A 12442-nucleotide genomic window follows, 5' to 3' on the forward strand; every position below is an offset into this window, starting at 1 on the left:
TTGGAGGTTCACCATGGAGCACTGGAAACGCACGATCGAAAGGGCAAACCGTTTCTTCATGCAGGGCGACCTGGTGGATGCCCGCGAGTATTACTTGCAGGCCCTGGCCCTGGCGCAGGTGTTGTTCGAGCGCTGGAGCGATGCCGACGAAGCGGTGGCGGCCTGTGTCATCTCCCATCACAACCTGGCGGACCTGCACCTGCGCCTGAACCAGCCGGAGGAGAGCGCGGAGTACCTCTGCGCCATCCATCAGCGGTTGTTGCAGACCGTGCAGGACAGCCGCCTGGCGCCGGCGCTGCGGGAAGCCGCGCTGCGCCAGAGCAGCAAGACCTATGTCGAGTTGCTCAACTTCATCAGTGAGCACGGTGAATACCCCCGTACGCATCGCCTGCTGGAGAGCAATGTCGCGCAATCGACTGCCGGCACCGCGACCCCGAATGCCCCTCATTACGGAGCACATTGAGATGTCCTTTACCTTGCCTGCATTGCCCTACGCCTACGACGCCCTGGAACCGCACATCGATGCGCAGACCATGGAAATTCACTACACCAAGCATCACCAGACCTACATCAACAACCTCAACGCGGCCGTGGAAGGCACCGAATGGGCCGACTGGTCGGTGGAAAAACTGGTGGCCGGGGTCCAGCAATTGCCGGAGAAGCTGCGTGCAGCGGTGATCAACCAGGGCGGTGGTCACGCCAACCATTCGTTGTTCTGGGCGGTGATGGCGCCGAGCGGCGGAGGCAAGCCGAACGGTGCGCTGGGCCAGGCGATCGACGAGCAGCTGGGCGGTTTCGAGAGTTTCAAGGAGGCCTTCACCAAGGCCGCGCTCACGCGTTTCGGCAGCGGTTGGGCCTGGCTCAGCGTGACCCCGCAAAAGACCCTGGTCGTCGAGAGCAGCGGCAACCAGGACAGCCCATTGATGAACGGCAATACCCCGATTCTCGGTCTGGACGTGTGGGAGCACGCCTATTACCTGCGTTACCAGAACCGGCGGCCGGAATACATCAATGCGTTCTACAACGTGATCAATTGGCCTGAAGTAGCCCAGCGCTATCAGGCCGCACTGGTTTGAGCCCCCTCCTATAAAAAGACCTAAGGCTGACTATGGGCACTGAAACACTGACGATCAGCAGCGGGCGGATGTTTCGTTACGCATTCGGTTCGCTGTTGCTGTTGGCGGGTACTGCATTGCTGGTTGCCCAGGGCTTGTCCTGGCTGGATCTGGAGCCGCGCTTGTTGCGTGCATTGCAGGGTGGGGCAGTCTGTGCCCTGGGAACCGCGCTGGGGGCAGTGCCAGTGTTGGTCATTCGCAAGATGCCGCTGGCGCTGAGTGACACCCTGTTGGGATTCGGCGCCGGGGTGATGCTGGCGGCTACGGCCTTTTCGTTGATCGTGCCCGGGATCGCCGCGGCGGAAAAGCTCGGACTGTCGCCCTGGGCGTCGAGTGGTCTGATCAGCTTCGGCATCATGCTCGGTGCCTTGGGGTTGTTTCTGGTGGACCGCAAAGTCTCGGGGGGCAACCCGGAGAAACTGGTGGGCACCCTTGAGCATCCGGTCATCCCGCCGCGAATCTGGCTGTTTGTGTTTGCCATCATCGCCCACAACATTCCCGAAGGAATGGCCGTAGGTGTTTCCGCGGGTGGAGGCATGCCGGAGGCGGACAGCCTGGCCATGGGCATCGCCTTGCAGGATGTGCCGGAAGGGCTGGTGATTGCTTTGGTGCTGGCTGGCGCCGGCATGTCCAGGGGCAAGGCATTCCTGATCGGCGCCGCTTCAGGCCTGGTGGAGCCGGTGTTCGCGTTGCTTTGTGCGTGGCTGGTGAGCCTGGCCGAGATGCTATTGCCGCTCGGGTTGGCGTTGGCGGCGGGGGCGATGCTGCTGGTGGTGACCCACGAAGTGATTCCCGAATCACGACGCAACGGTCATGAGAAGCTGGCCAGCCTGGGCTTGTGTGTCGGCTTTTGCCTGATGATGGTCATGGATACGGCGCTCGCTTGAGTGCCTTTGCGGCAGGCTTGCCTTGCCGACCTTACTCGCCTTCGTCGAAGAAGTTGTTGATCAGTGCCACCAGCGCTTCCAGCGCCTCCTGCTCCTGTTCGCCTTCGGTCTTCAGATGAATCCTGGTGCCCTTGCCGGCGGCCAGCATCATCATTGCCATGATGCTTTTGCCGTCGACCATCGATTCCGGCGTTCTCCCTGCGCGGATCTGGCAAGGAAACTGACCGGCCACGCCGACGAACTTTGCTGAGGCACGGGCATGCAGGCCCAGTTTGTTGATGATTTCAATTTCCAGAGCAGGCATCGCGGGGTAGATCCTTTCAGCTAAGGTCGCGGTGGCGAACCTGGACGTTCTTCAGGGACTTTTGCAGGACTTGGCCCAAGCGTTCGGTCAGGTAGACCGAGCGATGGTGGCCGCCCGTGCAGCCAATGGCAATAGTGACGTAGGCGCGGTTGCTGGCGGCGAAACGGGGCAACCATTTCAGCAGGTAGCTGGAGATGTCCTGGAACATTTCCTCGACGTCCGGCTGGGCGGCCAGGTATTCGGCAACCGGCTGGTCGAGCCCGGACTGGGCGCGCAACTCGGGTTTCCAGTACGGGTTGGGCAGGCAGCGCACATCGAACACCAGGTCGGCATCGACCGGCATGCCACGCTTGAATCCGAAAGACTCCACCAGAAAGGCGGTGCCCGGCTCCGGTTGGTTCAACAGGCGCAACTTGATGGTATCGCGCAGTTGATACAGGTTCAGGTTGGTGGTGTTGACCTTGAGATCGGCCAGGTCGGCGATCGGTCCCAGCAGGTGGCTTTCGTCCTGGATCGCCTCGGCCAGCGAGCGATTGTTGCTGCTCAAGGGGTGGCGGCGGCGGGTTTCGGAAAAGCGCTTGAGCAGGGTTTCTTCGTCAGCGTCCAGGTACACCACATCGCACTGGATATGCCGGCTGCGGACTTCCTCGAGCAGTTCGGGAAAGCGCGACAGGTGGCTTGGCAGGTTGCGGGCGTCGATCGACACGGCGACCAGTGGCTGTGTCAGTTCGGTATGGATCAGCGCCCGCTCGGCCAGTTCGGGCAACAGCCCGGCCGGCAGGTTGTCGATGCAGTAATAACCATTGTCCTCGAGTACATCGAGGGCGGTGCTTTTACCTGAGCCGGACCGGCCGCTGACGATGATCAAGCGCATGATTACTGACCGTTCTGTTCGTCCAGGACAACCTTGTACAAGGCTTCGTTGCTGGTGGCGCTGCGCAGCTTGTCGCGCACTTCTTTGCGGTCCAGCATGCTGGCAATCTGCCGGAGCAGTTCCAGGTGCGCATCGGTGGCGGCTTCCGGGACCAGCAGTACGAACAGCAGGTCGACCGGTGCGCCGTCGATGGCGTCGAAATCGATGGGAGCGTCCAGGTGCATCAGGGCACTGATGGGCGACTCACAGCCTTTGAGGCGGCAGTGTGGGATGGCAATGCCGTTGCCAAAACCGGTAGAGCCCAGCTTTTCACGGGCAATCAGGCTTTCGAAGACATCTTGCATCTCCAGATCGGGCACTTCGCGGCTGATCAGGTTGGCAATTTGTTCGAGGGCGCGTTTTTTACTGCCGCCCGGCACGTTCACCAGGGAACGGCCGGGGGTCAGGATGCTTTCAAGTCGGATCATGGGAGGGGAGTGTTAGCGACCCGTGCCTTGGAGAAGGTGGAGTTGCTTTTCCTTATGCTTTTTCAGTTGGCGGTCAAGCTTGTCCGTGAGCAAGTCGATTGCGGCATACATGTCGTCATGTTCTGCATTGGCGACGACTTCCCCACCATGGATGTGCAGCGTGGCCTCGATTTTCTGCTTCAGTTTTTCGACGGCCAGCGTTACCTGCACATTGGTAATCTTGTCAAAGTGCCGCTCAAGTCGGTCGAGTTTTTCGCCGATGTAAGCGCGCAGAGGTTCGGTCACTTCCAGTTGGTGTCCACTGATGTTGACTTGCATACAGCTTCTCCTTCGTTGCCAGTGCATAAAGCGGCAGGTCGATTGACCTGCCACTGGAACGCTGTGGCGAGCCCGGCGGCTACATCAACCGCTTCCGTTCGCTGGAAGGCGCGATCCCCAGGGATTCACGGTACTTGGCGACGGTACGACGGGCTACCTGAATGCCTTGTGCCTCCAGTAAACCAGCGATCTTGCTGTCACTCAACGGCTTTTTCTGATTTTCCGCGGCGACCAGTTTTTTGATGATCGCGCGGATCGCCGTGGACGAGCATTCACCGCCTTCGGAGGTACTTACGTGGCTGGAGAAAAAGTATTTCAGTTCATAAATGCCCCGTGGGGTATGCATGAATTTTTGCGTGGTCACCCGTGAAATCGTCGACTCGTGCATGCCGACTGCTTCGGCGATGTCATGCAGGACCAACGGTTTCATCGCCTCATCGCCGTACTCGAGGAAGCCGCGCTGATGCTCGACGATCTGGGTGGCGACTTTCATCAGGGTTTCGTTACGGCTCTGCAGGCTCTTGATAAACCAGCGGGCTTCCTGCAGCTGGTTGCGCATGAAGGTGTTGTCGGCGCTGGTGTCGGCGCGCCGCACGAAGCCGGCGTACTGTGGGTTGACGCGCAGGCGCGGCACGGACTCCTGGTTCAGCTCCACCAGCCAGCGTTCGTTGTCCTTGCGCACTATGACGTCGGGGACCACGTATTCGGCTTCGGTGGACTCGATTTGCGAGCCCGGCCGTGGGTTGAGGCTCTGTACCAGTTCGATGACTTGGCGCAGTTCGTCTTCCTTGAGCTTCATGCGCCGCATCAGCTGGCTGTAGTCGCGGCTGCCGAGCAGGTCGATGAAGTCGCTGACCAGGCGCTTGGCTTCAGTCAGCCAAGGGGTCTTGGCAGGCAGCTGGCGCAGTTGCAGCAGCAGGCATTCACCCAGGTTGCGGGCACCGATGCCGGCGGGCTCGAATTGCTGGATACGATGCAGGACAGCCTCGATTTCGTCGAGTTCGATGTCCAGTTCCGGATCGAAGGCTTCGAGAATTTCCTCGAGGGTTTCGTCCAGATAGCCCTGATTGTTGATGCAGTCGATCAGGGTCACGGCGATCAGGCGATCGGTGTCGGACATGGGCGCCAGGTTCAACTGCCAGAGCAGATGGCTCTGCAGGCTTTCGCCGGCCGAGGTGCGGGTGGTGAAATCCCACTCGTCGTCATCGTTGCTGGGCAGGCTGCTGGCGCTGGTCTGGTAGACGTCTTCCCAGGCGGTGTCGACCGGCAGGTCGTTGGGAATGCGTTCGTTCCATTCGCCGTCCTCGAGGTTGTCCACCGTCGGGGCGGTTTCCTGGTAGGAGGGTTCCTGGATATCGGTATTGGGTTTCTGCTCGGCGTTGTCGGCCAGCGGATCGGTGTTATCGAAGTCGTCGCCTTCTTCCTGGCGCTCGAGCATCGGGTTGGACTCCAGGGCCTCCTGGATTTCCTGTTGCAGGTCCAGGGTCGACAATTGGAGCAGGCGGATGGCCTGTTGCAGCTGCGGTGTCATCGTCAGCTGCTGGCCCATTCTGAGGACTAGCGATGGTTTCATGGCAGGGGCTTAACACCTTATTCGCCGGCGCACATGCGCCATCCACTACAGGGCGCGTGAGCGCCAAACATAAGCAAATTATATGCCTGAAACTGAAGTGTTTGCCTAGAGCGCTGTAACAATAAAAACAGCAGGGTTTTATTGGGGCGGGCGCTCTGGCGACCAGCCAAACACCTCAGGGCTTACAGGCGGAACTCATGGCCCAGGTAAACTTCCTTGACCAGCTCGTTGGCGAGGATGGTTTCGGCGTCGCCTTCGGCGATCAGTTGACCGTCGTTGACGATGTAGGCGGTTTCGCAGATATCCAGGGTTTCACGGACGTTGTGGTCGGTGATGAGCACGCCGATACCCTTGGCCTTCAGGTGATGAATGATCTGCTTGATGTCGCCTACCGAGATCGGGTCCACGCCGGCGAAAGGTTCGTCGAGCAGGATGAACTTGGGGGCGGTGGCCAGGGCGCGAGCGATTTCCACGCGGCGACGTTCACCGCCGGAAAGGCTCATGCCCAGGTTGTCGCGAATGTGGTTGATGTGGAACTCCTGCAGCAGGCTTTCCAGCTCCTGGCGACGGCCGGCCTTGTCGAGCTCCTTGCGGGTCTCGAGGATGGCCATGATGTTGTCGGCCACCGAAAGCTTGCGGAAGATCGAGGCTTCCTGCGGCAGGTAGCCGATCCCGGCGCGGGCGCGGCCGTGCATTGGCTGGTGGCTGACATCTAGGTCGTCGATCAGGATGCGACCCTGATCGGCCTGGACCAGGCCGACGATCATGTAGAAGCAGGTGGTCTTGCCGGCGCCGTTGGGGCCGAGCAGGCCGACGATCTGGCCGCTGTCGATGGACAGGCTGACGTCACGCACGACCTGGCGGCTCTTGTAGCTCTTGGCCAGGTGCTGAGCTTTCAGAGTTGCCATTACTGGGCCTTTTGCTCGTCAGTTTTCTTTTTCGGCTGGATGACCATGTCGATCCGTGGGCGCGACTCGGTGACCTTGCTGCCGGTGGCGCGACCGGCGCTGGCCAGCTTCTTGTTGGTGTCGTAGACGATTTTCTCACCCTGGGTGATGTTGCCGTCCTTGTCGACGACTTTGGCGCGGTCGATCAGTACGACGCGGTTCTGCGCGGCGTGGTACTGGATGGTCACACCGTAGCCCTGGACCGGCTTGGTGTCGCCCTGGGTTTGAATCTGCTCGAAGTAGGCCAGGTTGCCCACCGAGGTCACCACGTCGATATCACCGGTCTGGGTGCGGGTGATGGTCACGGTATTGCCGGTGACCTTCATCGAGCCCTGGGTGATGATCACGTCGCCTCTGTAGGTGGCTACGCCATTCTTGTCGTCCAGTTGAGCGTCGTCGGCCTGGATGCGGATCGGTTGCTGGCTATCGTTCGGCAGAGCCCAGGCGCTCACGCTTCCCAGTGCTGCGCCCAGACCGAGCAAAATAGGGAGGGTTTTAACGAGCCTCATACTGTCCTCTTACGTTCGATAGCAGGTTCATCCTGCCGTCTTTCAAATACGCTTTCATTCCCTTGCCAGTCGTCACGCCGCCGGCGCCGTCGATTCTAACGTCTTGATCGGTCTGCGCATATTGCTTCTGCGGGAATACTGTCATGCGGGTCGTGGTGATCAGCAGGTTGCGATTTTTCTCGTCGGTGCGCGAAACCCGTACCGAATCGATCAACTCGACCTCGGTGCCGTCCGGGTTGACTTCGCCGCGCTCGCTCTGGACATGCCATGGGAAGGTGGTGCCGCGATACATCTGCAGGTCCGGCTTGGTCAGCAGGGTCACCTCGGTGGCCTTGAGGTGCTCGACCTTGTCGGAAGTCATTTCGTACTGCAGTTTGCCGTCGGGGAGGTACTGCACGCTACGGGCGTTGATGGCGTAGTAGTCAATGGCGCTTTCGTCGACCTGCGCGACCGGCTTGTCGAGGAAGCGTTCCGGGCTGATGTTCCAGTACCCCACCGCCAGGAACAGCACGGTGATGATGCCGAAGATCAGTATGTTGCGAATCTTTTTGCTCAGCATGGGAGGCTCTATAAGTAGGCGGCGTGGGCCGCTTCAAGGCTGCCTTGGGCGCGCAGGATCAACTCGCAGAACTCGCGGGCGGCGCCTTCGCCGCCACGGGCCTGGGTGACGCCATGGGCGTGTTCTCGGACAAAACTGGCGGCATTGGCGACAGCCATGCCCAGGCCGACCCTGCGGATCACCGGCAGATCGGGTAGGTCGTCGCCCAGGTAGGCGACCTGCTCATAGCTTAGGCCCAGTTGGGCAAGAAGCCCGTCCAGCACCACCAGTTTGTCTTCGCGACCCTGAAACAGGTGGGGAATCCCCAGGTTTTTCGCCCGACGCTCGACCACCGGCGTCTTGCGGCCGCTGATGATCGCCGTCTGCACGCCGGTGGCCATCAGCATCTTGATGCCCTGGCCGTCGAGGGTGTTGAAGGTCTTGAATTCGCTGCCGTCTTCGAGGAAGTACAGGCGACCGTCGGTCAGTACGCCGTCGACGTCGAATACCGCCAGCTTGATGTTCTTGCCGCGTTGCAGCAGATCCGTGCTCATTACATGACTCCCGCGCGCAGCAGGTCGGACAGGTTGAAGGCGCCGATCGGGCGATCGTCCTTGTCCACCACGACCAGTGCGTTGATTCGATTGTCCTCCATGATCTTCAGGGCTTCGGCCGCGAGCATTTCGGCGCGGGCGGTCTTGCCGTGAACGGTCATGACTTCATCGATAGTGGTGTGGTGGATGTCGATGGTGCGGTCCAGGGTGCGGCGCAGGTCGCCATCGGTGAAGACCCCCGCCAGACGCCCGTCGGCCTCGACAATGACGGTCATGCCCAGGCCCTTGCGGGTCATTTCCATCAAGGCGTCCTTGAGCAGCGTGCCACGCTGGACCTGCGGCAGTTGCTCGCCGGCATGCATGACGTTCTCGACTTTCAGCAGCAGGCGCCGGCCCAGCGCGCCGCCCGGATGGGAGAAGGCGAAGTCTTCGGCGGTAAAGCCGCGGGCTTCCAGCAGCGCCACGGCCAGGGCGTCGCCCATGACCAGGGCGGCGGTGGTCGAGGAGGTCGGAGCCAGGTTCAGCGGGCAGGCCTCTTGCTCGACCTGGACGTTGAGGTTGACCTCGGCGGCCTTGGCCAGTGGCGAATCAGGGTTGCCGGTGATGCTGATCAACTGGATACCCAGGCGCTTGATCAGCGGCAACAGGGTCACGATTTCATTGGTCGAGCCAGAGTTGGATAGGGCCAGGATCACGTCGTCCCGGGTAATCATGCCCATGTCACCATGGCTGGCTTCGGCCGGATGGACAAAAAACGCGGTGGTGCCAGTGCTGGCCAGGGTGGCGGCGATCTTGTTGCCGATGTGCCCGGACTTGCCCATGCCGACCACTACTACGCGGCCTTTGCTGGCCAGAATCATCTCGCAAGCGCGTACGAAATCTGCGTCGATATGTGGCAGCAAGCCTTGTACGGCTTCTATCTCGAGGCGGATGGTGCGTTGTGCCGATTGAATCAGGTCGCTGGATTGGCTCATGTCAGAAATCGTATAGCCTGATGAAAAGGCGGCGATTATAGCGGTAATGATCGATTCCCTCACGCAAGTTCGTCAGCCTTTGTCCTTCTATAGGTAGGAATTGTCCTGTAAAGCCTGTTTTAGGCTGTCGTGATCCTGAACGCGGATGGCTTCGGCCTTGGGGGCTCCGTATCAGCAGTGATATAGTTCGCCGCCAGTTCGGCCTGCCCTGGGTGCATGTACTCCCGGCAGGGAGCCAAGCGTCCGAGTGAGAGGCTGCATCGCAAGGAGTTTAGATGAGTGCCGATAACGCCTACGCGGTCGAGCTGAAGGGACTGTCCTTCAAGCGCGGTGCGCGCAGCATCTTCAATAATGTCGATATCCGTATTCCGCGGGGCAAGGTCACCGGCATCATGGGGCCTTCCGGTTGCGGCAAGACCACGCTCCTGCGGTTGATGGGCGCGCAATTGCGTCCCAGCAGCGGTGAAGTCTGGGTCAACGGCCAGAACCTGCCCAAATTGTCGCGCGGCGATCTGTTCGACGCCCGCAAGCAGATGGGCGTGCTGTTCCAGAGCGGCGCGCTGTTCACCGATCTCGATGTGTTCGAGAACGTCGCCTTTCCGCTGCGCGTTCATACCCAGCTGCCGGATGAAATGATCCGCGATATCGTCCTGCTCAAGTTGCAGGCGGTCGGGTTGCGCGGTGCCATCGACTTGATGCCCGACGAGCTGTCCGGTGGTATGAAACGTCGTGTGGCCCTGGCCCGGGCCATCGCCCTGGACCCGCAGATCCTCATGTACGACGAGCCGTTCGTAGGCCAGGACCCCATTGCCATGGGCGTGCTGGTGCGCCTGATCCGTCTGCTCAACGACGCGCTGGGTATCACCAGCATCGTGGTTTCCCACGACCTGGCGGAAACCGCGAGCATCGCCGACTACATCTATGTGGTGGGCGATGGCCAGGTGCTGGGGCAGGGCACGCCCGACGAGCTGATGGATTCCGATAACCCGCGGATCCGCCAGTTCATGAAAGGCGACCCCGACGGTCCGGTACCCTTTCACTTTCCAGCGCCGGACTACCGCGCAGATCTTCTGGGGAAGCGCTGATGCGCAAAGTATCTTTATTGGAGCGAATTCGTCTGTTCGGCCACTCGGGCATCGACGTTCTCGCGGTGCTCGGGCGTTCGAGCCTGATGCTGTTTCATGTGTTGTTCGGCCGCGGCAGTATCGGCGGCGGCTTCGGCCTGCTGGTCAAGCAGTTGCATTCGGTGGGCGTGATGTCCCTGGTGATCATTGTGGTCTCCGGGATATTCATCGGCATGGTACTGGCGCTGCAGGGCTTCAATATCCTGTCCAGCTACGGTTCGGAGCAAGCGGTGGGGCAGATGGTGGCCCTGACCTTGTTGCGTGAGTTGGGGCCGGTGGTCACGGCATTGCTCTTCGCCGGCCGGGCCGGTTCGGCGCTGACCGCGGAAATCGGCAACATGAAAGCCACCGAGCAGCTCTCCAGCCTGGAGATGATCGGTGTCGACCCGCTCAAATACATTATTGCGCCACGGCTGTGGGCCGGTTTCATTTCCCTGCCGTTGCTGGCGATCATTTTCAGCGTGGTGGGCATCTGGGGCGGTTCGTGGGTGGCCGTCGACTGGCTGGGAGTCTATGAAGGTTCCTACTGGTCGAACATGCAAAACAGCGTGACGTTCAGCGATGACGTGCTCAATGGCATCATCAAGAGCATCGTTTTCGCCTTTGTCGTGACCTGGATCGCCGTATTCCAAGGCTATGACTGCGAGCCCACTTCAGAGGGGATCAGTCGTGCCACTACCAAGACCGTTGTGTACGCCTCGTTGGCTGTACTCGGCCTGGACTTTATTCTGACCGCCTTGATGTTTGGAGATTTCTGATGCAAAACCGCACCCTGGAAATCGGTGTCGGCCTTTTCCTGCTGGCTGGCATCCTGGCTTTGCTGTTGCTTGCCTTGCGGGTCAGTGGCTTGTCCCCGACCTCGAGCACCGATACTTATAAACTTTACGCATATTTCGACAATATCGCCGGTTTGACGGTCAGAGCTAAAGTGACCATGGCCGGTGTGACCATCGGCAAGGTCACGGCTATCGATCTGGACCGCGACAGTTTCACCGGTCGGGTCACGCTGCAGTTGGAAAAACGCGTAGATAACCTGCCGACCGACTCCACTGCATCTATCCTGACCGCTGGGTTGCTCGGCGAGAAATACATTGGTATCAGCGTCGGCGGCGAAGACACGTTGCTCAAGGATGGCGGGACCATCCACGACACCCAGTCTTCACTGGTGCTTGAGGACCTGATCGGTAAATTCCTGCTCAATACCGTTAGCAAAGACGCCAAATGAGGATTTTTTCATGATCTCTACCTTGCGACGTAGCCTGTTGGTATTACTGGCGGCGTTGCCGTTGATGGCTCACGCCGTGGCGGCGCCTTCCGCGCATGATCTGGTACAGGACACCACCAACCGTCTGCTGGCCGACCTGGCCGCCAACAAAGAAAAGTACAAGCAGGACCCGCAGGACTTTTATGCGGCGCTGAACAGCATCGTGGGGCCGGTCGTGGATGCCGAAGGCATTTCCAAGAGCATCATGACGGTCAAGTACTCGCGTAAAGCCACGCCGGAACAGATGCGCACCTTTGAAGAGAACTTCAAGAAGGGCCTGTTCCAGTTCTATGGCAACGCTTTGCTGGAGTACAACAACCAGGGCATCGTCGTTGACCCTGCCAGGGACGAGTCGGGTGACCGTACCAGCGTCGGCATGACGGTCAAGGGCAGCAACGGTGCGATCTATCCTGTGTCGTACACGCTGGAGAAGATCAGCGGTGAGTGGAAGCTGCGCAACGTGATCATCAACGGCATCAATATCGGCAAGCTGTTCCGCGATCAGTTCGCCGATGCCATGCAGCGCAACGGCAATGACCTGGACAAGACCATCAACAACTGGGCTGGCGAAGTGGCCAAGGCCAAGGAATCGACCGAAAACTCTCCAGAGAAGGTCGTGAAATGAGTGAGTCGGCCGTCCGTCTGGGTGAAGCCGGCGAACTGCTGATCAGCGGTGTGCTGGACTATCGTTCCGGCCCGGGCCTGCGCAAGCAGGGGCAGGCCCTGATCGCCTCCAGCACCGCGGCGGCGCTGGTGCTCGACTGTTCTGCGGTGGAGAAGTCCAGTAGCGTCGGCTTGTCGTTGCTGCTGGCCTTCATGCGCGACGCCGCGGCAGCCGGCAAGGCCATCAGCATCCGTGCGTTACCTGAAGACATGCGCGAAATCGCCGAAGTTTCCGGTTTGACCGAGCTGCTGGCGCAGCCTTAGTAACCATCGACAAGCAAGCCCCCCGTCAGAGTCCTGCTATGCGGGGTTCGCAGGCGCGGGGCTTTTT

18 protein-coding genes are annotated in these 12442 nt (G+C 60.2%); 8 read left to right on the forward strand and 10 right to left on the reverse strand.

Annotated features, from left to right (window positions below; genetic code table 11):
- Positions 1 to 13 precede the first annotated feature (13 nt).
- Genes C4K27_RS04555 through C4K27_RS04565 form a run of 3 tightly spaced genes read left to right on the forward strand, consistent with a single transcriptional unit; the run spans position 14 to position 2002 of the window.
- Complete coding sequence (locus C4K27_RS04555; RefSeq protein ID WP_053259654.1) at positions 14 to 463, forward strand: DUF2753 family protein; 450 nt, start codon at positions 14 to 16, stop codon at positions 461 to 463.
- 1 nt (position 464) lies between these two features.
- Complete coding sequence (locus C4K27_RS04560) at positions 465 to 1076, forward strand: superoxide dismutase (protein WP_009042191.1); 612 nt, start codon at positions 465 to 467, stop codon at positions 1074 to 1076.
- Between the two features lie 32 nt (positions 1077 to 1108).
- Complete coding sequence (locus tag C4K27_RS04565; RefSeq protein ID WP_053259655.1) at positions 1109 to 2002, forward strand: ZIP family metal transporter; 894 nt, start codon at positions 1109 to 1111, stop codon at positions 2000 to 2002.
- Positions 2003 to 2033: 31 nt separating this feature from the next.
- On the opposite strand, the gene C4K27_RS04570 is transcribed toward C4K27_RS04565, so the two are convergent.
- The 10 genes from C4K27_RS04570 to C4K27_RS04615 form a co-directional block, all read right to left on the reverse strand.
- The gene (locus tag C4K27_RS04570) at positions 2034 to 2306 is read right to left on the reverse strand and encodes an HPr family phosphocarrier protein (RefSeq protein WP_007929877.1); all 273 of its coding nucleotides are present in this window, start codon (positions 2304 to 2306) and stop codon (positions 2034 to 2036) included.
- 16 nt (positions 2307 to 2322) lie between these two features.
- Positions 2323 to 3180 (reverse strand): RNase adapter RapZ, encoded by an 858-nt coding sequence (rapZ, locus tag C4K27_RS04575; RefSeq protein WP_009042193.1) that lies wholly within the window; start codon positions 3178 to 3180, stop codon positions 2323 to 2325.
- Positions 3181 to 3182: 2 nt separating this feature from the next.
- Positions 3183 to 3647: a PTS IIA-like nitrogen regulatory protein PtsN gene (gene ptsN / locus C4K27_RS04580; RefSeq protein WP_007929873.1), complete on the reverse strand. Its 465-nt coding sequence runs from the start codon at positions 3645 to 3647 to the stop codon at positions 3183 to 3185.
- 12 nt (positions 3648 to 3659) lie between these two features.
- On the reverse strand, positions 3660 to 3965 hold the full coding sequence (gene hpf / locus C4K27_RS04585) for a ribosome hibernation-promoting factor, HPF/YfiA family (RefSeq protein ID WP_007929872.1): 306 nt from the start codon (positions 3963 to 3965) through the stop codon (positions 3660 to 3662).
- Positions 3966 to 4044: 79 nt separating this feature from the next.
- Entirely contained in the window at positions 4045 to 5538 is a 1494-nt protein-coding gene (locus C4K27_RS04590) for an RNA polymerase factor sigma-54 (RefSeq protein WP_009042194.1), read from the reverse strand.
- A gap of 182 nt (positions 5539 to 5720) precedes the next feature.
- Positions 5721 to 6446 (reverse strand): LPS export ABC transporter ATP-binding protein, encoded by a 726-nt coding sequence (gene lptB, locus C4K27_RS04595; RefSeq protein ID WP_007929870.1) that lies wholly within the window; start codon positions 6444 to 6446, stop codon positions 5721 to 5723.
- The gene (lptA, locus tag C4K27_RS04600; protein WP_009042195.1) at positions 6446 to 6994 is read right to left on the reverse strand and encodes a lipopolysaccharide transport periplasmic protein LptA; all 549 of its coding nucleotides are present in this window, start codon (positions 6992 to 6994) and stop codon (positions 6446 to 6448) included. The genes lptB and lptA overlap by 1 nt, the downstream gene beginning before the upstream one ends.
- Positions 6981 to 7553, reverse strand: a complete 573-nt coding sequence (gene lptC, locus C4K27_RS04605) for an LPS export ABC transporter periplasmic protein LptC (protein WP_053259656.1) — start codon at positions 7551 to 7553, stop codon at positions 6981 to 6983. The genes lptA and lptC overlap by 14 nt, the downstream gene beginning before the upstream one ends.
- Positions 7554 to 7561: 8 nt before the next feature.
- Positions 7562 to 8086, reverse strand: a complete 525-nt coding sequence (locus C4K27_RS04610) for a KdsC family phosphatase (protein ID WP_007929867.1) — start codon at positions 8084 to 8086, stop codon at positions 7562 to 7564.
- Entirely contained in the window at positions 8086 to 9060 is a 975-nt protein-coding gene (locus C4K27_RS04615; RefSeq protein WP_007929866.1) for a KpsF/GutQ family sugar-phosphate isomerase, read from the reverse strand. Before C4K27_RS04615 ends, C4K27_RS04610 begins: the two co-directional genes overlap by 1 nt.
- Positions 9061 to 9335: 275 nt before the next feature.
- Here C4K27_RS04615 and C4K27_RS04620 point away from each other — a divergent pair, with 275 nt between their 5' ends.
- From C4K27_RS04620 to C4K27_RS04640, 5 genes are read left to right on the forward strand one after another with little or no spacing between them, the layout of a single operon-like run.
- Entirely contained in the window at positions 9336 to 10145 is an 810-nt protein-coding gene (locus C4K27_RS04620) for an ATP-binding cassette domain-containing protein (RefSeq protein WP_009042197.1), read from the forward strand.
- Complete coding sequence (gene mlaE / locus C4K27_RS04625; RefSeq protein ID WP_007929864.1) at positions 10145 to 10942, forward strand: lipid asymmetry maintenance ABC transporter permease subunit MlaE; 798 nt, start codon at positions 10145 to 10147, stop codon at positions 10940 to 10942. The genes C4K27_RS04620 and mlaE overlap by 1 nt, the downstream gene beginning before the upstream one ends.
- Positions 10942 to 11409 carry an outer membrane lipid asymmetry maintenance protein MlaD gene (gene mlaD, locus C4K27_RS04630; RefSeq protein ID WP_007929863.1) on the forward strand — a complete coding sequence of 156 codons (468 nt, stop codon included), beginning with the start codon at positions 10942 to 10944 and terminating at the stop codon, positions 11407 to 11409. The genes mlaE and mlaD overlap by 1 nt, the downstream gene beginning before the upstream one ends.
- Before the next feature lie 10 nt (positions 11410 to 11419).
- Positions 11420 to 12073: an MlaC/ttg2D family ABC transporter substrate-binding protein gene (locus tag C4K27_RS04635; RefSeq protein WP_009042198.1), complete on the forward strand. Its 654-nt coding sequence runs from the start codon at positions 11420 to 11422 to the stop codon at positions 12071 to 12073.
- Positions 12070 to 12375, forward strand: a complete 306-nt coding sequence (locus C4K27_RS04640; protein ID WP_053259657.1) for an STAS domain-containing protein — start codon at positions 12070 to 12072, stop codon at positions 12373 to 12375. The genes C4K27_RS04635 and C4K27_RS04640 overlap by 4 nt, the downstream gene beginning before the upstream one ends.
- Positions 12376 to 12442 lie beyond the last annotated feature (67 nt).

Source organism: Pseudomonas chlororaphis subsp. chlororaphis, assembly GCF_003945765.1.
Taxonomy (GTDB): Bacteria; Pseudomonadota; Gammaproteobacteria; order Pseudomonadales; family Pseudomonadaceae; genus Aquipseudomonas; species Aquipseudomonas chlororaphis.

Bases quoted from the DNA above. Each gene is read 5' to 3' on its own strand.
- C4K27_RS04555 (WP_053259654.1), top strand. From the start codon at position 14: ATGGAGCACTGGAAACGCACGATCGAAAGGGCAAACCGTTTCTTCATG.
- C4K27_RS04565 (WP_053259655.1), top strand. From the start codon at position 1,109: ATGGGCACTGAAACACTGACGATCAGCAGCGGGCGGATGTTTCGTTAC.
- C4K27_RS04560 (WP_009042191.1), top strand. From the start codon at position 465: ATGTCCTTTACCTTGCCTGCATTGCCCTACGCCTACGACGCCCTGGAA.
- C4K27_RS04590 (WP_009042194.1), bottom strand. From the start codon at position 5,538: ATGAAACCATCGCTAGTCCTCAGAATGGGCCAGCAGCTGACGATGACA.
- rapZ (WP_009042193.1), bottom strand. From the start codon at position 3,180: ATGCGCTTGATCATCGTCAGCGGCCGGTCCGGCTCAGGTAAAAGCACC.
- lptC (WP_053259656.1), bottom strand. From the start codon at position 7,553: ATGCTGAGCAAAAAGATTCGCAACATACTGATCTTCGGCATCATCACC.
- C4K27_RS04610 (WP_007929867.1), bottom strand. From the start codon at position 8,086: ATGAGCACGGATCTGCTGCAACGCGGCAAGAACATCAAGCTGGCGGTA.
- C4K27_RS04620 (WP_009042197.1), top strand. From the start codon at position 9,336: ATGAGTGCCGATAACGCCTACGCGGTCGAGCTGAAGGGACTGTCCTTC.
- C4K27_RS04570 (WP_007929877.1), bottom strand. From the start codon at position 2,306: ATGCCTGCTCTGGAAATTGAAATCATCAACAAACTGGGCCTGCATGCC.
- lptB (WP_007929870.1), bottom strand. From the start codon at position 6,446: ATGGCAACTCTGAAAGCTCAGCACCTGGCCAAGAGCTACAAGAGCCGC.
- C4K27_RS04640 (WP_053259657.1), top strand. From the start codon at position 12,070: ATGAGTGAGTCGGCCGTCCGTCTGGGTGAAGCCGGCGAACTGCTGATC.
- mlaD (WP_007929863.1), top strand. From the start codon at position 10,942: ATGCAAAACCGCACCCTGGAAATCGGTGTCGGCCTTTTCCTGCTGGCT.
- C4K27_RS04615 (WP_007929866.1), bottom strand. From the start codon at position 9,060: ATGAGCCAATCCAGCGACCTGATTCAATCGGCACAACGCACCATCCGC.
- mlaE (WP_007929864.1), top strand. From the start codon at position 10,145: ATGCGCAAAGTATCTTTATTGGAGCGAATTCGTCTGTTCGGCCACTCG.
- hpf (WP_007929872.1), bottom strand. From the start codon at position 3,965: ATGCAAGTCAACATCAGTGGACACCAACTGGAAGTGACCGAACCTCTG.
- ptsN (WP_007929873.1), bottom strand. From the start codon at position 3,647: ATGATCCGACTTGAAAGCATCCTGACCCCCGGCCGTTCCCTGGTGAAC.
- C4K27_RS04635 (WP_009042198.1), top strand. From the start codon at position 11,420: ATGATCTCTACCTTGCGACGTAGCCTGTTGGTATTACTGGCGGCGTTG.
- lptA (WP_009042195.1), bottom strand. From the start codon at position 6,994: ATGAGGCTCGTTAAAACCCTCCCTATTTTGCTCGGTCTGGGCGCAGCA.